The following is a 17,715-nucleotide window of genomic DNA, read 5'->3' on the forward strand; positions in this document are numbered from 1 at the left end:
GCCGGCGTGGCTCAATACATATCGTCATTTCGGGAAAATTTCCATCAGTCGTGCAGCGATGCGTTCCAGCGGGCGGATCTCCACCGCCGCATCGATCGCCGCCGCCGCTTTGGGCATGCCGTAAACGGCGCTGCTGTGTTGGTCCTGAGCAATGGTCAGGAAGTTCTGCTGGCGCATCAGTTTCAGGCCCTGGGCACCATCGCGCCCCATGCCGGTCAACAGCACGCCAACTGCGTCGCCGCGCCAGTAGCGGGCCACGCTTTCAAAAAATACGTCGATCGAAGGCCGGTAAATTTCGTTCACAGGCTCGGCAGTGTAGGCCAGGGTACCGTTCTTGAGCAGGCGGATATGGTGGTTGGTGCCGGCCAGCAGGACCTGGCCAGGCTGCGGCGCCTCGCCTTCACAGGCCAGGCGCACCGGCAGCCCGGAGGCGCTGCCGAGCCAGTCGGCCATGCCGGCGGCAAACACCTGGTCAACATGCTGGACCAGCACGATGGCCGCGGAAAAATCACGCGGCAAGCCCCTGAGCAGCACTTCCAGGGCCGCCGGACCACCGGCCGAGGAACCGATGGCCACCAGGCGCTGGCGCTGCGCTTCTTCACGAAGCGGTGCAGCCAGGGGGCGCGGCGTATTGTTGCGCTGCTGGCCGATCAACCAGCCGATGTTGAGGATCTTGCGTAGCAGGGGCGCTGCCGCCTCTCTCGGATCACCTGCGCCCAGGGCCGGGGTGTCGACCACATCCAGGGCGCCATGGCCCATGGCCTCGAACACCCGGTGGACGTTCTGCTGGCGGTCCACGGTGACGATCACGATGGCGCACGGCGTCTCGGCCATGATCCGCCGGGTCGCCTCGACGCCGTCCATGACCGGCATGATCAGGTCCATCAGGATCAGGTCGGGGGTCTGCTCGGCACACAGTTTGACCGCCTCGGCGCCATTGCCGGCCACCCAGATCACCTGGTGCGCAGGCTCGAAGGCCAGCGCCCGGCGCAAGGCTTCCACGGCCATGGGCATGTCGTTGACGATGGCGATCTTCATCCCTGTGCTCCCCCGATCAACTCGACCACGGCATCTAGCAAGGCATCATCGTGGAAACTGGCCTTTGCCAAATAGTAGTCGGCTCCGGCATCCAGTCCACGGCGGCGATCTTCTTCACGATCCTTGTAGGACACTACCATGACCGGCAGCGACTGCAGCCGGTTGTCGCGGCGCAGCAAGGTCACCAGTTCGATACCGTCCATGCGCGGCATGTCGATGTCGGTGATCAGCAGGTCGAAGTCCTCGCTGCGCAAGGCATTCCAGCCATCCATGCCATCGACCGCCACCGCCACCTCGTAACCGCGGTTGCTCAGCAGCTTGCGTTGCAGTTCGCGTACGGTCAGCGAGTCGTCGACCACCAGTACCCGCTTGCGGGCCGCCTCGCGGGCGCTGCGCGTACCCCGCTCGATGCGCTCCAGGCGACCGGTGCTGAGCAGCTTGTCCACCGAACGCAACAGGTCCTCGACATCGATGATCAGCACCACGGCACCATCGTCGAGCAAGGCACCGGCGGAGATGTCCTGGATCTTGCCCAGCCGCGCATCGAGCGGCATCACCACCAGCACCCGCTCGCCGACCAGGCGTTCGACCGCCACGCCATAGAGCATCTCGCGCTCACGGATCACCACCACCTTGATGGTTTGCCCTTCGGTCTGGCTGGGCGGCCGGTTGAGCAACTGACTGGCCGCGACCAGGCCGATATGCCGGCCTTCGTGCCAGAAATGCTGGCGCCCCTCGATCTGCACGATGGCCTCGGCCGGCAGTTCCAGGGTGCGCTCGATGTGCGCCAGGGGAAAGGCGTAGGCCTCGGCACCGACTTCGACCACCAGGCTGCGCACCACCGACAGCGTCAGGGGCACTTCCAGGTGGAAGCAACTGCCCTGGCCGCTGGTCTGGGTCAATTCGATGGAGCCGCGCAACTCACGGACCATGTGCTGCACAGCGTCCAGGCCGACGCCGCGACCGGACACCTCGGTGACCTGGTCGCGCAGGCTGAAGCCGGGCAGGAACAGGAAGGTCAGCAGCTCCGCCTCGCTCATCTGCGCCACGGTCTGGGCCGGAGACAACTGGCGCTCGACGATGCTCTGGCGCAAGCGCTCAAGATCGACGCCGCCGCCATCGTCACTGATTTCCAGCACCAGCAGGCCAGCCTGGTGCGAAGCGCGCAGGCGGATATGCCCTTCCAGCGGCTTGCCGGCCAGCAAGCGTCGTTCCGGCAGTTCGATGCCATGGTCGACGGCATTGCGCAGCAGGTGAGTCAGGGGCGCTTCGAGTTTTTCCAGGACATCGCGATCGACCTGGGTCTTCTCACCCTCGATCTCCAGGCTCACCTGCTTGCCCAGGCTACGTCCCAGGTCGCGAACCATACGGCTCTGCCCGGTCAGCACATCGGCGAACGGCCGCATGCGGCAGGCCAGCGCCGTGTCATAGAGCAATTGCGCCCGCTGGCTGGCCTGCCAACCGAATTCATCGAGGTCGGCAGCCTGCTGCAGCAGCATCTGCTGGGTCTGCCCCAGCAGGTGCTGGGCCTGGGCCAGGGCTTCCTGGACTTCCGGACTCTGGCCGCTGGCTTCGAGCTGGGTCTTCAGGCCGTCCAGTGCGCGAATGCTCTGGCCATGTAAACGCTTGAGGCGCTGCAAGGTGGCAAGGTAAGGCTTGAGGCGCTGGGTTTCGACCAGCGACTTGCTCGACAGGTCGAGCAAGCTGTTCAGGCGCTCGGCCGTAACCCGCAGCACCCGCTCTCCCCCGCGTGCGCCCTTGGCCGCCGGGGCGGGCTCAGGGTCGGTGTCGAGCACCGCGGGCTCGGCCAGCGGCTCTGCCGGCGCGGGCGCAACGACAGGTTCCGCTGCACGGGACGGCAGGTCGGCCACAGGGGCACTCACCGCGCTGGCAGGATCGAGCAGCGCAGCCATCTGCACCAGGAACGCCTGCACCGCCGATTCGATGCTCGCATCCCCCGGGGTCGCTACCCGCATCAGCAGGTCGGTGCCCTGAAGCAAGGTATCGATATGCTCGGCACGCAGCAGCAGTCGCCCTTCCTGGGCGCCGACCAGGCAGTCTTCCATCACATGGGCCACACTGACGCCGGCATCGACGCCAACGATACGCGCAGCGCCCTTGAGCGAGTGGGCCGCACGCATGCAGGCTTCCAGCTGGTCGGCCTGGGTCGGGTTACGCTCCAGTGCCAGCAGGCCGGCGCTCAGGACCTGGGTCTGGGCCTCGGCCTCCAGGCTGAACAGTTCGAGCAACGAAGCATCGCGCATTTGCTCTGGGGTCATGACAGGCTCCGGTTCACGGCAGACAGCACTTGCTCTTCATCCAGCACCCGTACACTGCGCCCGCGCCACTGCAGTACCGCTGCAGTAAAACGCGCTTCGCAGCGTTCCTGTTGCAACCGCACGGGGTCCAGGCCGTGGATACCGTCAACCTCGTCCACGCGCAGCACCACCGAACCGCCGGTGGCGGCGATGATCAGCATGCGCGGCATGACCCGGGCCGAGGTGGCGCCATTGCCGACCACTTCCAGGCCCAGCAGGTCAGCCATCGACAGGCACGGCACCAGGGCCCCGCGGACATTGGCGACGCCTTGCAGTACCCGTGAACGCTGGTGGGGCAACGAATGCACCGGCTGCAACGGGGCAACTTCTACCAGGCAACGCGTGGCCAGGGCCAGCCATTCCTCGCCCAGGCGGAACAGCAGCAACGACCGGCCACCGCCCTCCTCCTGCACTTGCGCCTGCTCGTGGTGACCCTGCGCCAGCGAATAGCGGTCCAGCAGACGCGTGGCGGCGGCGGCGTAGACCGAGCAGTTGCGACAATGAATATGCTCCACCAGCAGCGGACAGCTCTTGTCGCCCTGTACACCGATACGGTTCCAGCAGTCGTCGATGGCGGCGGCATCAGTGGCAACCAGCTGCACGTCGTGCTCTCCCTTCATTGTTCAGACTCCCGGTCAGCCCGGCGCGCGGCGCGCTCCTGCAGACGCCGGGCACCGGCGCTGTCACCCTGGGAGTCGAGCAACATGGCCAGGTGCACCAGCGCTTCGTGGTGCTGCGGATCGAGGTACAGCGCCTTGCGGTAGTGACTGACAGCGTCCTGGCTGTCGCCGGCGGTATCGCTGAGCAGCCCCTGCCAATAGAACACCTGGGCATTGGGCGGATACTGCTGCAGATAGCGCGTGCACGCCGCCTGGGCTTCAAGGCTGTTGCCGGCGTTGGCCAACTGGGCGATCTGTGCCAGCAATTCAGCGCTCGGTTCGGCAACGTACACCCGGGCGACCCGCTTGGGCATGACGTCCCTGGGCCTGCGCGCCGGGATCGCCATCGGACGTGGCAGGCTGGCGGGCGGCGGCGTCGGCGACACGATAACCACAGGCTTGCTGAGCGCAGCTGGCTCCACTTCAGGCTGGCGCACGTAGGCGAACGACTGGGCGATACCCAGCGGGCGCATGCCCATGCGCGCCAGCAAACTACCCTCGGCCGGGCCGATGAACAGCACGCCCTGCTCATGGATCAGGCGCTTGAGCACCTCGAACACGCGCTGCTGGGTGGGCACGTCGAAATAGATCAGCAAGTTGCGGCAAAAGACAAAGTCATAGCAGCCTTCCCGGGCTTTGAGCGCCGGATCCAGGACATTGCCCACCTGCAGGTTGACCTGCTGGCGTACCCGTTCATGGAGCCTGTGGCCTTGTTCGGACTCATCGAAATGGCGCTGGCGAAAATCCAGGTGAGTGCCGCGAAAGGAGTTGCGCCCGTACAGGGCCTGCTGGGCCCGGGCGACCGAGTTGGGGCTGATGTCGATACCGTCGACCCGGAAGGCCTGCGCGGGAATGCCGGCATCCAGCAGGGCCATGGCGATCGAGTAAGGCTCCTCGCCGGTCGAGCATGGCAGGCTGAGGATCCGCAGCGGCCGTATCCCGGCAAGCTCGGCCAGGCGCTTGCCGGCAAGGCTCGCCAGGGCCGTGAATGACTCCGGGTAGCGGAAGAACCAGGTCTCCGGGACGATCACTGCTTCGATCAACGCCTGTTGCTCCTGGCCCGACTGCTGCAAGTGCAGCCAATAGTCATCCAGGTCACGCGCCTCCAGCGCCGCACAGCGCTGGCGCAAGGCGCGCTCGACCATCGGGGCGCCGACCGAGGCGACATCCAGGCCGATGCGTTCCTGCAAGAAGCGGAAGAACCGCTGTCCGCTGCTCATGGCTGCTCCCGCCCGTCACCGGCCTGGGCTTCAGGCAGTGGAAACAGCAAGGTACGCACCTCGTCGCTGAGCAGGTCCTGGACGCTGATGCGCTGCACCAGCCCCTCGGCATCCTCGCGCACCGGTCCGAGATAGGGCGCCTGCTGGTTATCCAGGCCGTAGGGCTGGAACTCGTCGGGCTGGCAACGCAGGGTCTGGGTGGCCTGCTCGAGAATCAGGCCCAGCAGCAGATCCGGTCGCGACGGATCGACCCGATAGTGCACCAGCACCAGGCGGGTACTGGTGCGCACCGGCGCCGGCACACCGAAACTCAAGGCCCCCACATCGATCACCGGAATCAGTGCCGCGCGATGGGCCAACACCCCGGCCACCCAGGCTGGCGTCTGGGCAATGGGCTTGAGCGGCAGACGCGGCAGCACTTCGGCGACCTCATGGGCATCGAGGGCAAAGCGCTGCTCAGCGATCTTGAACAGCAGGTACAGCGTGCCGTGGGCGGTCGCCTGCTGTCGACGACGAAACTGAAGGTCGTTCATCGGCGAATCAGACTTTGAACCGCGAGACACCGCCACGCAGGCCGGCAGCAACCTGGCTCAACTCGTCGATGGCGAAGCTGGCCTGGCGCAGCGACTCCACGGTCTGGCTGCTGGCATCACCCAGTTGCGCCAGGGCGTGGTTGATCTGTTCGGCGCCGGTGGCCTGGGCCTGCATGCCCTCGTTGACCATCAGCACCCGCGGCGCCAGGGCCTGGACCTGATGAATGATCTGGCTCAGCTGCTCGCCCACCTGCTGCACCTCGAACATGCCGCGGCGCACTTCTTCGGAGAACTTGTCCATGCCCATGACCCCGGCCGAGACTGCCGACTGGATCTCGCGCACCATCTGCTCGATGTCGTAGGTGGCCACGGCGGTCTGGTCGGCCAGGCGACGCACCTCGGTGGCCACCACGGCAAAGCCACGGCCATATTCGCCGGCCTTTTCCGCCTCGATGGCCGCGTTGAGCGAGAGCAGGTTGGTCTGGTCGGCGACCTTGACGATGGTCACCACCACCTGGTTGATGTTGCCGGCCTTCTCGTTGAGGATCGCCAGCTTGTTGTTGACCAGATCGGCCGCGCCCATCACCTGGTGCATGGTCTCTTCCATGCGCGCCAGGCCCTGCTGGCCGGAACCGGCGAGGATGGAGGCCTGGTCGGCAGCCGAAGTGACTTCGGTCATGGTCCGCACCAGGTCACGGGAGGTTGCGGCGATTTCCCGCGAGGTGGCGCCGATTTCCGTGGTGGTGGCCGCCGTCTCGGTGGCGGTGGCCTGTTGTTGCTTGGAGGTGGCGGCGATCTCGGTCACCGAGGTGGTGACTTGCACCGAGGAACGCTGGGCCTGGGACACCAGGTTGGTCAGCTCGCCCATCATGTCGTTGAAACCGGTTTCGACGGCGCCGAACTCGTCCTTGCGGTCCAGGTTCATGCGCACGCTCAGGTCACCGCTGCTGAGTTTGTCCAGGGCGTGGACGATGCGCTGCATCGGCGCACTGATGGCGCGCATCAGCAGCAAGCCACAGATGGCCGCGGCGATGACCGCCAGGACCAGGGAAATGATCATGCTGATCTTGGCGGCGACCACGGCGCCGACAATCGACTCCGCCGCTTCTTCAGCCGACTGCCGGTTGCGCTCGATCACACCGTTCAGGTGCTTGCGGCCAGTGATCCAGGCCGGGGTCAGGACGTCGCTGATCAGCCGCTGGGCTTCGACATAGTCCTTGCGCCGGTAGGCGTCGAGCACCGTGTCGATGGACTTGATGTAGTCGTCCTCAAGGCGACCGAACTCATTGAAACTGGCCTGGTCGTCGGGATCCTGGATGGTGGACTGGTAACTGGCCATGTGCTGCTTGAGGCGTTCCTCGAAGCCCTTGTACTGATCGAGGTCGGCCGGGGTGATCTCGCGGTGGTTGCTCAGCCCCACCAACTGCTGGGTCGACACGTAACTGTCGACCCAGGCGCTGCGGATCATCGAGCTGTAGTAGACCCCGGGGATGCTGTTGGTGCGAACCGCTTCTTCACCGGACTCGATTGTCACCAGCCGTGAATAGGCAGCGACCACCATCAGCAGCATGATGGCGATGATCACGGCGAAGCTCGCCAGAATCCGTTGGCGCAAGGTCCAGTTTTTCACAGTCAGCCCTCAAATGTTCTACGCGCGCAGAAAAATGGGCAGAGTATAGCCCAGGCACCTCGCGCTTTTGCGGCTGACTTTCAGGCGAAATCGGAACGCATTCACACCATACTGGCTATTAGCCCGGAATCATTGACCGGTAGCCTGTTTCACCTGGTTTTCCAGTTCGACCTTGAGGGCCGGATCGAGCTTGAGCTGCCGGGCCAGTTCGTCCAGGTAGGCGCGCTCCATGAAATGCTCTTCGTCCACCAGCATGACGCTGGCGATGTACATCTCGGCAGCCATTTCCGGAGTGCGTGCGGCGCGCGCCACATCGGCAGGGTCCAGGGGCTTGTTCAGTTCGTCGTGCAGCCAGTGCTGCAGCGTCTGGTCATTGGACAGCTTGACGAACTCACCCTCGATCAGGGCCCGCTCGCGCTCATCGACGTGCCCATCTGACTTGGCCGCCGCCACCAGGGCCTTGAGGATGGCCTGACTGTGCTGCTCGACCTGGGCCGGCGGCAGGCGGTCGAGGGTCTGCGGCTCGCCCTGGGTGGCCGCGCCCTGCTTGGTCTGCCAGTTGCCATAGGCCTTGTAGGCCAGTACGCCGAGGGCCGCCAGGCCGCCGTAGGTCAGTGCCTTGCCACCATATTTGCGGGCCTTCTTGCTGCCCATCAGCAGACCCATGACCCCGGCTGCGAGGGCGCCGCCGCCGGCACCGGAGAGCAGGCTGCCCAGGCCAGCGCTGCCAGACTTGCCAACGGAAGCCTTGCCTGACTCTTTCTGCATCAGCTCCTGGCCGGACTTGAGCAACTGGTCGAGCAAACCACGGGTATTCATCGCGCGTCTCCACGGTGCGGAAATGAACGCCAAGAATAAGCTCTCCCCGCCGCCCCGGCTCGACGCAATCTTGTCACAACATTTCCAGGCCTCCATCGCGGGGCAAGCCCGCTCCCACAGGAATCGCCATACCCCCTGTAAGAGCGGGCTTGCCCCGCGATGGAGGCCCGCCCATTGTTATCGAAAAAAAAGATATAGACTGACCATCAACGATAAAATCAATAAGAAGCCCCCTCATGATGACCCTGCGCCAGATCCGGCACTTCATCGCCGTCGCCGAAACCGGCTCGATTTCCGCCGCCGCCCAGGCGGTGTTCATTTCCCAGTCGACCCTCACCCTGGCCATCCAGCAGCTTGAACAAGAGATTGGCGTCAGCCTGTTCAACCGCCACGCCAAGGGCATGACCCTGACCCACCAGGGCCACCAGTTCCTGCGCCAGGCGCACCTGATCCTGGCCACCGTCGACAACGCCAAGCGCAGCCTGCAACAGAGCACCGACCAGATTGCCGGGCAGTTGACCATCGGCGTGACCAGCCTGGTCGCCGGCTACTACCTGGCCGACCTGCTGACCCGCTTCCAGCGCGCCTACCCCAACGTCGAAATTCGCGTCACCGAAGATGAACGCCCCTACATCGAACACCTGCTGGTCAGTGGAGAGATCGACGTCGGCGTACTGATCCTCTCCAACCTGGAGGACCGCCTGGCCCTGCAGACCGAAGTCCTCACCCACTCGCCCCATCGCCTCTGGCTGCCGGCCCAGCACCCGCTGCTGGAGCGCGACAGCATCAGCCTCGCCGAAGTGGCCGAGGAGCCGCTGATCCAGCTCAATGTCGACGAAATGGAACAGAACGCCCGACGCATCTGGGCCGACGCCGGGCTGCAGGCCAACATCAGCCTGCGCACCGCCTCCACCGAAGCGGTGCGCAGCCTGGTGGCCGCGGGCCTGGGCGTGTCGATCCAGCCCGACATGACCTACCGTCCCTGGTCACTGGAAGGCGACATCATCGAGGCCCGGCCATTGGCCGACCTGAACCAGACCCTCGACGTCGGCCTGGCCTGGCGCCGGGGCACGGCACGCCCGGCGCTGGTCGACCCGTTCCTCACCGTGGCGCGGGAACAACCGGCTGGCGGTCGCAGGCATTCGATTTAATCGAACGCAGCCTTCAATATTTAGAATTTGTCGGCCTGCGCGGGCCCCTCTAGTCTCTAGGCTGATGCAATGGCCGCCACAAGAACAAAGAGAGCCCGCATGCCAGCTACATCTTCTACCCCGCTGTGTACCGCGCTGCTGATCGATGGCGAGCTGGTGGCCGGCACCGGTCGCGCCGAGGCCATCTTCAATCCGGCCACCGGTGAAGTGCTCACCCAGGTGCCCGAAGCCGGCGCCGAGCAGGTCGAGGCGGCAATCCAGGCCGCACACCGCGCCTTCGCCAGCTGGTCGCGCAGCACCCCGCAACAGCGCGCCAATGTACTGCTGGCCATCGCCGATGCCCTGCAAAAACAGCTTGAGCCCATCGCCCGTCTGGAAGCCCTGAACTGCGGCAAGCCCCTGCACCTGGCGCGCCAGGACGACCTGCCGGCGGCAATCGATGTGTTCCGCTTCTTCGCTGGCGCCGTGCGTTGCCAGACCGGCCAGCTGGCCGGCGAGTACCTGCCCGGCTACACCAGCATGGTGCGCCGCGATCCGCTCGGCGTGGTCGCCTCCATCGCGCCCTGGAACTATCCGATCATGATGGCCGCCTGGAAGATCGCTCCGGCGCTGGCGGCCGGCAACACCCTGGTGTTCAAGCCTTCCGAACACACCCCGCTGTCGATCCTGGCTTTGGCACCGGCACTCAACGAGCTGTTGCCGGCCGGTGTGCTGAACATCGTCTGTGGCGGCGGCGAAAGCGTCGGCAGCCACCTGGTCAGCCACGCCAAGGTACGCATGGTGTCGCTGACCGGCGACATCGTCACCGGCCAGAAGATTCTCCAGGCCGCCTCCCGCACCCTCAAGCGCACCCACCTGGAGCTGGGAGGCAAGGCGCCGGTGATCGTCTGCAACGACGCCGACCTGCAGGCCGTGGTCGAAGGCGTGCGCAACTACGGTTACTACAACGCAGGGCAGGACTGCACCGCCGCCTGCCGCATCTACGCCCAGGCAGGCATCCACGACCGGCTGGTGGAACAACTGGGCAGCGCGGTTTCGAGCCTGCGCTTTGCCGGCAAGCGCGACGCCGACAACGAGATCGGCCCGCTGATCACCCCGCGCCAGCGCGACCGCGTGGCCAGCTTTGTCGAACGCGCCCTGAGCCAGCCGCATATCGAACGGGTGACCGGCGCCGCCGTGCATTCGGGCCCGGGGTTCTTTTACCAGCCGACGCTGCTGGCCGGCTGCCGGCAGAGCGACGAGATCGTCCAGCGCGAGGTGTTCGGCCCGGTGGTCACGGTGACCCGCTTCGACGAACTGAGCCAGGCCGTGGACAGGGCCAACGACTCCGAATACGGCCTGGCCTCCTCGGTGTGGACCCGGAACCTGGACAAGGCGATGCAGATCGCCAACCGCCTGCAGTACGGCTGCACCTGGATCAACAGCCATTTCATGCTGGTCAGCGAGATGCCCCATGGTGGCCTGAAGCGCTCGGGCTACGGCAAGGACCTGTCCAGTGATTCGTTGCAGGACTACAGCGTGGTGCGCCACATCATGGCGCGCCATGGCGAGCACCTTGAGTGAACCGACCGTAACCGCACTACGCTTGTACCTTTGTTTGCCACTGCCCCGACCATAATTCCAAAGAAGAGGGAACACCATGTCAGCGCACAAGACCGTATTGCTCAGCGCCCTGAGTACCGCCCTGCTGGCCAGCACCGGCCTGCAGGCCGCCGAGCCGCTCAAGGCGGTGGGTAACGGTGAAGGCCAACTGGACATCGTCGCCTGGCCCGGCTACATCGAGCGCGGTGAGAGCGACAAGGCCTATGACTGGGTGACCGGTTTCGAGAAGGAGACCGGCTGCAAGGTCAACGTCAAGACCGCCGCCACCTCCGACGAGATGGTCAGCCTGATGACCAAGGGCGGCTACGACCTGGTGACTGCCTCGGGCGACGCCTCGCTGCGGCTGATCGTCGGCAAGCGGGTGCAGCCGATCAACACCGCGCTGATCCCCAACTGGAAGAACATCGACCCGCGCCTGCAGGATGGCGGCTGGTACGTGGTCAACAAACAGGTCTACGGCACCCCCTACCAGTGGGGCCCGAACGTGCTGCTGTACAACACCAACGTGTTCAAGCAGGCGCCGACCAGCTGGAGCGTGGTGTTCGAACCGCAAAACCTGCCCGACGGCAAGTCGAACAAGGGCCGCGTGCAGGCTTATGACGGGCCGATCTACATTGCCGACGCGGCGTTGTACCTGAAGTCGGCCAAGCCGGAACTGGGCATCCAGAACCCCTATGAGCTGAACGAAACCCAGTACAAGGCCGTGCTCGACCTGCTGCGCCAGCAACAGCCACTGATCCATCGCTACTGGCACGACGCGACGGTGCAGATGAGCGACGTGAAGAACGAAGGCGTGGTGGCCAGCAGTTCGTGGGGCTACATGGTCAACGGCCTGCAGGCGGACAAGCAGCCGGTGTCCTCGACCATTCCGAAGGAAGGCGCCACCGGCTGGGCCGACACCACCATGCTGCACGCCGAGGCCAAGCACCCGAACTGTGCCTACAAGTGGATGGACTGGTCGCTGCAGCCGAAGGTCCAGGGCGACGTGGCGGCCTGGTTCGGGTCCTTGCCGGCGGTACCGGCGGCCTGTACCGGCAGTGAGCTGCTGGGCGCCGAAGGTTGCAAGACCAACGGCTTCGACAACTTCGACAAGATCGCCTTCTGGAAAACCCCGCAGGCCGAAGGCGGCAAGTTCGTGCCCTACAGCCGCTGGACCCAGGATTACATCGCGATCATGGGCGGTCGCTGAGGCCTCATCGCGGGGCAAGCCCGCTCCTACAGACCCTGTAGGAGCGAGCCCCGGCCCGCCAGCATTCACCGCAGTCAAAAAGCCTTCCCCGGAGCAACACCATCATGACCCTTGCAGTCCAGTTCACCCAGGTTTCCCGCACGTTCGGCGAGGTCAAGGCCGTCGACCGGGTTTCCATCGACATCCAGGACGGCGAGTTCTTTTCCATGCTCGGCCCCTCGGGTTCGGGCAAGACCACCTGCCTGCGCCTGATCGCCGGCTTCGAACAACCCAGCAGCGGCTCGATCCGCATCCACGGCGCCGAGGCCGCGGGCCTGCCGCCCTACCAGCGCGACGTCAACACGGTGTTCCAGGACTACGCGCTGTTCCCGCACATGAACGTGCGCGATAACGTCGCCTATGGCCTCAAGGTCAAGGGCGTCGGCAAGCAGGAGCGCCACACCCGCGCCGACGAGGCCCTGGCCATGGTCGCCCTGGGCGGCTATGGCGAGCGCAAGCCGGCGCAGCTGTCCGGCGGCCAGCGCCAGCGCGTGGCCCTGGCCCGCGCCCTGGTCAACCGGCCACGGGTGCTGCTGCTCGATGAACCCCTCGGCGCCCTGGACCTGAAGCTGCGTGAGCAGATGCAGAGCGAACTGAAAAAGCTCCAGCGCCAGCTGGGCATCACCTTCATCTTCGTCACCCACGACCAGACCGAGGCGCTGTCGATGTCCGACCGCGTGGCAGTGTTCAACCGCGGACGCATCGAACAGGTCGACACCCCGCGCAACCTGTACATGAAGCCGGCCACCACCTTCGTTGCCGAGTTCGTCGGCACTTCAAACGTGGTCCGTGGCGAACTGGCCGAACAGTTGAACGGCAGCCAGATGCCCTTTTCCATTCGCCCCGAACACATCCGCCTGGACGGCAGCGCCGCCAGCCACGAAGTACAGGTCAGCGGCCTGCTGCACGACATCCAGTACCAGGGCAGCGCCACCCGCTACGAGCTGAAGCTGGACAATGGCCAGCTGCTGGCGGTGAGCCAGGCCAACAACCAGTGGCAGGAACAGGCACAGAGCTGGCAACCCGGCCAGCGCGTGCACGCCCGCTGGGCTCGCGAGGCAATGACGGCGCTGCAGGAAACCGTCCTGGGCGAGGGTCGCTGAGATGAGCCTGGCCCTGGAAAAACCGGCGTTGCAGCCGGCGGACTCGCCAATTCGGCGCCTGTCCACCCTGCTCTACCGGCGCCCCAACCTGTACCTGCTGATGCTGTTGATCCCGCCGCTGCTGTGGTTCGGCGCGATCTACCTCGGCTCGCTGCTGAACCTTTTGTGGCAAGGCTTCTACACCTTCGACGACTTCACCATGGCGGTGACGCCGGAGTTGACCCTGGCCAACTTCGCCGCGCTGTTCAACCCGGCGAACTTCGACATCATCCTGCGCACCCTGGTGATGGCCATCGCCGTGTCCATCGCCAGCGCCACCCTGGCCTTCCCGATCGCCTACTACATGGCGCGCTACACCACGGGCAAGACCAAGGCGTTCTTCTACATTGCGGTGATGATGCCGATGTGGGCCAGCTATATCGTCAAGGCCTACGCCTGGACCCTGCTGCTGGCCAAAGGCGGCGTGGCCCAGTGGTTCGTCCAGCAACTGCACCTGGAAGCGGTGTTGCAGTTTATCCTCGGCATTCCGGGCGTGGGCGGCAGCACCCTGTCGACCTCGCACCTGGGGCGTTTCCTGGTGTTCGTCTACATCTGGCTGCCGTTCATGATCCTGCCGATCCAGGCATCGCTCGAACGCCTGCCGCCGTCGCTGCTGCAGGCCTCGGCCGACCTCGGCGCACGGCCACGGCAAACCTTCATGCAGGTAGTCCTGCCGCTGTCGGTGCCAGGCATCGCCGCCGGCTCGATCTTCACCTTCTCGCTGACCCTGGGCGACTTCATCGTGCCGCAGCTGGTGGGCCCGCCCGGTTACTTCATCGGCGGCATGGTCTACGCCCAGCAGGGCGCGATCGGCAACATGCCGATGGCCGCAGCCTTCACCCTGGTGCCCATCGTGCTGATCGCCGTGTACCTGTCCATCGTCAAACGCCTGGGGGCCTTCGATGCACTCTGAAAAAGCCTCGCTGGGCCTGCGCCTGGCCGCCTGGGGCGGGTTGGTGTTCCTGCACTTCCCGATCCTGATCATCTTCCTCTACGCCTTCAACACCGAAGACGCGGCGTTCAGCTTCCCGCCCCAGGGCTTCACGCTGAAGTGGTTCAGCGTGGCGTTCTCGCGCCCCGACGTGCTCGAGTCGATCAAGCTCTCGCTGCAGGTGGCGTGCCTGGCGACCCTGATCGCCCTGGTGCTCGGCACCCTGGCCTCGGCGGCCTTGTACCGACGCAACTTCTTCGGCAAGGAAAGCATCTCGCTGATGCTGATCCTGCCCATCGCCCTGCCCGGCATCATCACCGGTATCGCCCTGCTGTCGGCCTTCAAGACCTTGGGGATTGAGCCGGGTATCTTCACCATCGTGGTCGGCCACGCGACCTTTTGCGTAGTGATCGTCTACAACAACGTCATCGCTCGCCTGCGGCGCACCTCCCAGAGCCTGATCGAAGCGTCGATGGACCTGGGCGCCGACGGCTGGCAGACCTTCCGCTACATCATCCTGCCCAACCTCGGCTCGGCCCTGCTGGCCGGCGGCATGCTGGCCTTCGCCTTGTCGTTCGACGAGATCATCGTCACCACCTTCACCGCCGGTCACGAACGCACCTTGCCGATCTGGTTGCTCAACCAGCTCAGCCGCCCGCGCGACGTGCCGGTGACCAACGTGGTCGCCATGCTGGTGATGCTGGTGACCATGCTGCCGATTCTTGGTGCCTATTACCTGACCCGCGGCGGCGAAAGCGTTGCCGGCAGCGGCAAATAACTCCCGGAGGATTTCCCCGATGCAAACCAAACTGCTGATCAACGGCCAACTGGTTACCGGCGAAGGCGCAAGCCATGCCGTGCTCAACCCGGCCCTGGGCACCACCCTGGTGGAGATCCCCGAGGCCACCCAGGCCCAGGTGGACAGCGCCGTGCGTGCTGCCGACCATGCTTTCGAGGCCTGGTCGCAGACCACGCCCAAGGAGCGTTCGCTGCTGCTGCTGAAACTGGCTGACCTGATCGACGCCCATGCCGAGGAACTGGCTCGCCTGGAGTCGAACAACTGCGGCAAGCCCTACGCTGCCGCGCTGCACGACGAGCTGCCGGCGATTGCCGACGTGTTCCGTTTCTTCGCCGGGGCCAACCGCTGCATGAGTGGTTCGGCCGGTGGCGAGTACCTGCCGGGCCACACCTCGATGATCCGCCGCGACCCGCTGGGCGTGGTGGCGTCCATTGCGCCGTGGAACTACCCGCTGATGATGGTCGCCTGGAAAATCGCCCCAGCCCTGGCCGCCGGCAACACTGTGGTGCTCAAGCCGTCCGAGCTGACCCCGCTGACCGCCCTGCGCCTGGGCGAACTGGCCGCACCGCTGTTCCCGGCCGGCGTGCTGAACATCCTGTTCGGCAAGGGCCAGAGCGTTGGCGCGCCGCTGGTGACCCACCCGAAGGTGCGCATGGTCTCGCTGACCGGTTCCATCGCCACCGGCGCCAACATCGTCGCCAGCACCGCCGACACCGTCAAACGCACCCACATGGAACTGGGCGGCAAGGCACCGGTGATCATCTTCGATGACGCCGACATCGATGCCGCCGTGGAGGGCATCCGCACCTTCGGCTTCTACAACGCCGGCCAGGACTGCACGGCGGCGTGCCGCATCTACGCCCAGGCAGGGATCTACGAGAAGTTCGTCGAGAAGCTGGGAGCCGCGGTGGCCAGCATCAAGCATGGCCTGCAGGACGCCGAAGACACCGAACTGGGCCCACTGGTCAGCGCCCAGCACCGCGACAAGGTCGCCGGCATGGTCGAGCGTGCCATTGCCCAGCCGCATATCCGCCTGGTGACCGGAGGCAAGGTAGTGCCGGGTGATGGCTTCTTCTTCGAACCGACAGTGCTGGCCGACGCCCAGCAGGATGACGAAATCGTGCGCCGTGAAGTATTTGGCCCGGTGGTGTCGGTGACCCGCTTCGATACCGAAGCGCAGGTACTGGCCTGGGCCAACGATTCCGACTACGGCCTGGCCTCCTCGCTGTGGACCGCCGACGTCGGTCGCGCCCACCGCCTGTCAGCGCGGCTGCAGTACGGCTGCACCTGGGTCAACACCCACTTCATGCTGGTCAGCGAAATGCCCCACGGCGGGCAGAAGCTGTCGGGCTACGGCAAGGACATGTCGATGTACGGGCTGGAGGATTACACCTGTGTGCGGCATGTGATGTTCAAGCACTGAGTCAGGCTTTCGGGCCCCATCGCGGGACGAGCCCGCTCCCACAGGTGCCACCTGGGCCCTGTGGGAGCGGGCTCGTCCCGCGATACTTTTCAGGCTGGGTCGCGCAGATCGGACTCGTGGATCGGCTGCTCCCGATGGGTCGCGCGCTGGTACTGCGCCGGCCAGATGGCCTTGAGCCCAGGTTGCAGGTCCTCGTCGGCATGCAGCGGCCAGTACGGGTCGCGCAGCAGTTCCCGGGCCAGGAAAATCAGGTCGGCCTGGGGCTGGCGCAGGATGTGTTCGGCCTGCATCGAATCGGTGATCATCCCCACCGCCCCCGTTGGAATGCGCGATTCCACGCGGATCCGTTCGGCAAACCGGGTCTGGTAGCCCGGCCCTACGGGAATCTCCGCGTGCACCGACGTCCCTCCCGAGGACACATCGATCAGGTCAACGCCCAGCGCCCTCAGGCGTTTCGCCAGTTCCACGGTTTCATCCGGGTTCCAGCCATCCTCCACCCAGTCGGTCGCCGACAGGCGCACAAACACCGGCAATTCCTCCGGCCATACCTCACGCACGGCTTCGGTCACCTGTAGCGTCAGGCGTATACGGTTCTCGAAACAACTGCCGTATTCATCCCGACGCTGGTTGCTCAGCGGCGAAAGGAACTGATGCAGCAGGTAACCGTGGGCAGCATGGACCTCCACGACTTTGAAACCCGCCTTGAGCGCCCGGTGCGCCGCTTCGACAAAGGCCTGGATGATGTCGTCGATCTGCGCCTTGTTCAGTTCGGTGGGCTTGGCATGTTCAGGGTCGAAGGCAATCGGCGACGGCCCCACCGGAGTCCAGCCACCGTCTTCCACCTTCACGCTGCCATGCTTGCCCAGCCAGGGTCGATGGGTGCTGGCCTTGCGCCCTGCGTGGGCCAGCTGGATCCCGGGCACGGCGCCCTGGGCGGTAATGAAACGGGTGATGCGTTGCAATGGCGGGATCTGCGCGTCGTCCCACAGCCCCAGGTCCTGGGCGGTAATGCGCCCCTGGGCCGTGACTGCGGTGGCTTCGGTGAACACCAGCCCCGCGCCGCCCACTGCCCGGCTGCCCAGGTGCACGAGGTGCCAGTCGTTGGCCAGGCCATCGACTGCCGAATACTGGCACATGGGCGAGACGACAATGCGGTTGGGCAGGGTCAGGTGACGCAGGGTATATGGCTCAAGCAGCAGGCTCATGAGGGACCTCCCGGGAC

The 17,715-nt window shown here is 65.3% G+C and carries 15 protein-coding genes; 7 read left to right on the plus strand and 8 right to left on the minus strand.

Going from position 1 to position 17,715, the window contains the following annotated elements:
* Window positions 1–24 precede the first annotated feature (24 nt).
* From ACIQUS_RS04700 to ACIQUS_RS04730, 7 genes are all read right to left on the minus strand, one after another.
* On the minus strand, window positions 25–1,038 hold the full coding sequence (locus tag ACIQUS_RS04700) for a chemotaxis response regulator protein-glutamate methylesterase (RefSeq protein WP_403043512.1): 1,014 nt from the start codon (window positions 1,036–1,038) through the stop codon (window positions 25–27).
* Window positions 1,035–3,317 (minus strand): hybrid sensor histidine kinase/response regulator, encoded by a 2,283-nt coding sequence (locus tag ACIQUS_RS04705; protein WP_403043514.1) that lies wholly within the window; start codon window positions 3,315–3,317, stop codon window positions 1,035–1,037. Before ACIQUS_RS04705 ends, ACIQUS_RS04700 begins: the two co-directional genes overlap by 4 nt.
* Window positions 3,314–3,976 (minus strand): chemotaxis protein CheW, encoded by a 663-nt coding sequence (locus tag ACIQUS_RS04710; RefSeq protein WP_403043516.1) that lies wholly within the window; start codon window positions 3,974–3,976, stop codon window positions 3,314–3,316. Before ACIQUS_RS04710 ends, ACIQUS_RS04705 begins: the two co-directional genes overlap by 4 nt.
* A complete protein-coding gene (locus tag ACIQUS_RS04715; RefSeq protein WP_403043518.1) occupies window positions 3,973–5,235 on the minus strand; it encodes a CheR family methyltransferase in 1,263 nt (420 codons plus the stop codon). Before ACIQUS_RS04715 ends, ACIQUS_RS04710 begins: the two co-directional genes overlap by 4 nt.
* Window positions 5,232–5,768: a chemotaxis protein CheW gene (locus ACIQUS_RS04720; protein WP_403043521.1), complete on the minus strand. Its 537-nt coding sequence runs from the start codon at window positions 5,766–5,768 to the stop codon at window positions 5,232–5,234. Before ACIQUS_RS04720 ends, ACIQUS_RS04715 begins: the two co-directional genes overlap by 4 nt.
* Window positions 5,769–5,775: 7 nt before the next feature.
* Window positions 5,776–7,398: a methyl-accepting chemotaxis protein gene (locus ACIQUS_RS04725; RefSeq protein WP_403043523.1), complete on the minus strand. Its 1,623-nt coding sequence runs from the start codon at window positions 7,396–7,398 to the stop codon at window positions 5,776–5,778.
* Between the two features lie 129 nt (window positions 7,399–7,527).
* On the minus strand, window positions 7,528–8,217 hold the full coding sequence (locus ACIQUS_RS04730) for a tellurite resistance TerB family protein (RefSeq protein ID WP_403043526.1): 690 nt from the start codon (window positions 8,215–8,217) through the stop codon (window positions 7,528–7,530).
* Window positions 8,218–8,453: 236 nt separating this feature from the next.
* Between ACIQUS_RS04730 and ACIQUS_RS04735 the strand changes: the two genes are divergently transcribed.
* The 7 genes from ACIQUS_RS04735 to ACIQUS_RS04765 all read left to right on the plus strand — a co-directional run bounded on the left by ACIQUS_RS04735 (window position 8,454) and on the right by ACIQUS_RS04765 (window position 16,493).
* Window positions 8,454–9,368 carry a LysR family transcriptional regulator gene (locus ACIQUS_RS04735; protein ID WP_403043529.1) on the plus strand — a complete coding sequence of 305 codons (915 nt, stop codon included), beginning with the start codon at window positions 8,454–8,456 and terminating at the stop codon, window positions 9,366–9,368.
* 99 nt (window positions 9,369–9,467) lie between these two features.
* The gene (locus ACIQUS_RS04740) at window positions 9,468–10,931 is read left to right on the plus strand and encodes a gamma-aminobutyraldehyde dehydrogenase (RefSeq protein WP_403043532.1); all 1,464 of its coding nucleotides are present in this window, start codon (window positions 9,468–9,470) and stop codon (window positions 10,929–10,931) included.
* A 76-nt stretch (window positions 10,932–11,007) separates the two neighbouring features.
* Entirely contained in the window at window positions 11,008–12,159 is a 1,152-nt protein-coding gene (gene ydcS, locus ACIQUS_RS04745; protein ID WP_403043535.1) for a putative ABC transporter substrate-binding protein YdcS, read from the plus strand.
* Between the two features lie 104 nt (window positions 12,160–12,263).
* Entirely contained in the window at window positions 12,264–13,301 is a 1,038-nt protein-coding gene (locus ACIQUS_RS04750) for an ABC transporter ATP-binding protein (protein ID WP_403043537.1), read from the plus strand.
* Between the two features lies 1 nt (window position 13,302).
* On the plus strand, window positions 13,303–14,253 hold the full coding sequence (locus tag ACIQUS_RS04755; RefSeq protein WP_403043540.1) for an ABC transporter permease: 951 nt from the start codon (window positions 13,303–13,305) through the stop codon (window positions 14,251–14,253).
* Window positions 14,243–15,049 (plus strand): ABC transporter permease, encoded by an 807-nt coding sequence (locus ACIQUS_RS04760; RefSeq protein WP_403043543.1) that lies wholly within the window; start codon window positions 14,243–14,245, stop codon window positions 15,047–15,049. The genes ACIQUS_RS04755 and ACIQUS_RS04760 overlap by 11 nt, the downstream gene beginning before the upstream one ends.
* A gap of 19 nt (window positions 15,050–15,068) precedes the next feature.
* Window positions 15,069–16,493 carry a gamma-aminobutyraldehyde dehydrogenase gene (locus ACIQUS_RS04765; RefSeq protein WP_403043545.1) on the plus strand — a complete coding sequence of 475 codons (1,425 nt, stop codon included), beginning with the start codon at window positions 15,069–15,071 and terminating at the stop codon, window positions 16,491–16,493.
* Between the two features lie 89 nt (window positions 16,494–16,582).
* On the opposite strand, the gene ACIQUS_RS04770 is transcribed toward ACIQUS_RS04765, so the two are convergent.
* On the minus strand, window positions 16,583–17,698 hold the full coding sequence (locus ACIQUS_RS04770; RefSeq protein WP_403043546.1) for an NADH:flavin oxidoreductase/NADH oxidase: 1,116 nt from the start codon (window positions 17,696–17,698) through the stop codon (window positions 16,583–16,585).
* Window positions 17,699–17,715 lie beyond the last annotated feature (17 nt).

Source organism: Pseudomonas sp. NPDC090755 (genome assembly GCF_044769005.1).
GTDB lineage: Bacteria > Pseudomonadota > Gammaproteobacteria > Pseudomonadales > Pseudomonadaceae > Aquipseudomonas.

Bases quoted from the DNA above. Each gene is read 5' to 3' on its own strand.
- ydcS (WP_403043535.1), top strand. From the start codon at position 11,008: ATGTCAGCGCACAAGACCGTATTGCTCAGCGCCCTGAGTACCGCCCTG.
- ACIQUS_RS04760 (WP_403043543.1), top strand. From the start codon at position 14,243: ATGCACTCTGAAAAAGCCTCGCTGGGCCTGCGCCTGGCCGCCTGGGGC.
- ACIQUS_RS04700 (WP_403043512.1), bottom strand. From the start codon at position 1,038: ATGAAGATCGCCATCGTCAACGACATGCCCATGGCCGTGGAAGCCTTG.
- ACIQUS_RS04750 (WP_403043537.1), top strand. From the start codon at position 12,264: ATGACCCTTGCAGTCCAGTTCACCCAGGTTTCCCGCACGTTCGGCGAG.
- ACIQUS_RS04740 (WP_403043532.1), top strand. From the start codon at position 9,468: ATGCCAGCTACATCTTCTACCCCGCTGTGTACCGCGCTGCTGATCGAT.
- ACIQUS_RS04755 (WP_403043540.1), top strand. From the start codon at position 13,303: ATGAGCCTGGCCCTGGAAAAACCGGCGTTGCAGCCGGCGGACTCGCCA.
- ACIQUS_RS04735 (WP_403043529.1), top strand. From the start codon at position 8,454: ATGATGACCCTGCGCCAGATCCGGCACTTCATCGCCGTCGCCGAAACC.
- ACIQUS_RS04720 (WP_403043521.1), bottom strand. From the start codon at position 5,768: ATGAACGACCTTCAGTTTCGTCGTCGACAGCAGGCGACCGCCCACGGC.
- ACIQUS_RS04770 (WP_403043546.1), bottom strand. From the start codon at position 17,698: ATGAGCCTGCTGCTTGAGCCATATACCCTGCGTCACCTGACCCTGCCC.
- ACIQUS_RS04715 (WP_403043518.1), bottom strand. From the start codon at position 5,235: ATGAGCAGCGGACAGCGGTTCTTCCGCTTCTTGCAGGAACGCATCGGC.
- ACIQUS_RS04705 (WP_403043514.1), bottom strand. From the start codon at position 3,317: ATGACCCCAGAGCAAATGCGCGATGCTTCGTTGCTCGAACTGTTCAGC.
- ACIQUS_RS04730 (WP_403043526.1), bottom strand. From the start codon at position 8,217: ATGAATACCCGTGGTTTGCTCGACCAGTTGCTCAAGTCCGGCCAGGAG.
- ACIQUS_RS04710 (WP_403043516.1), bottom strand. From the start codon at position 3,976: ATGAAGGGAGAGCACGACGTGCAGCTGGTTGCCACTGATGCCGCCGCC.
- ACIQUS_RS04765 (WP_403043545.1), top strand. From the start codon at position 15,069: ATGCAAACCAAACTGCTGATCAACGGCCAACTGGTTACCGGCGAAGGC.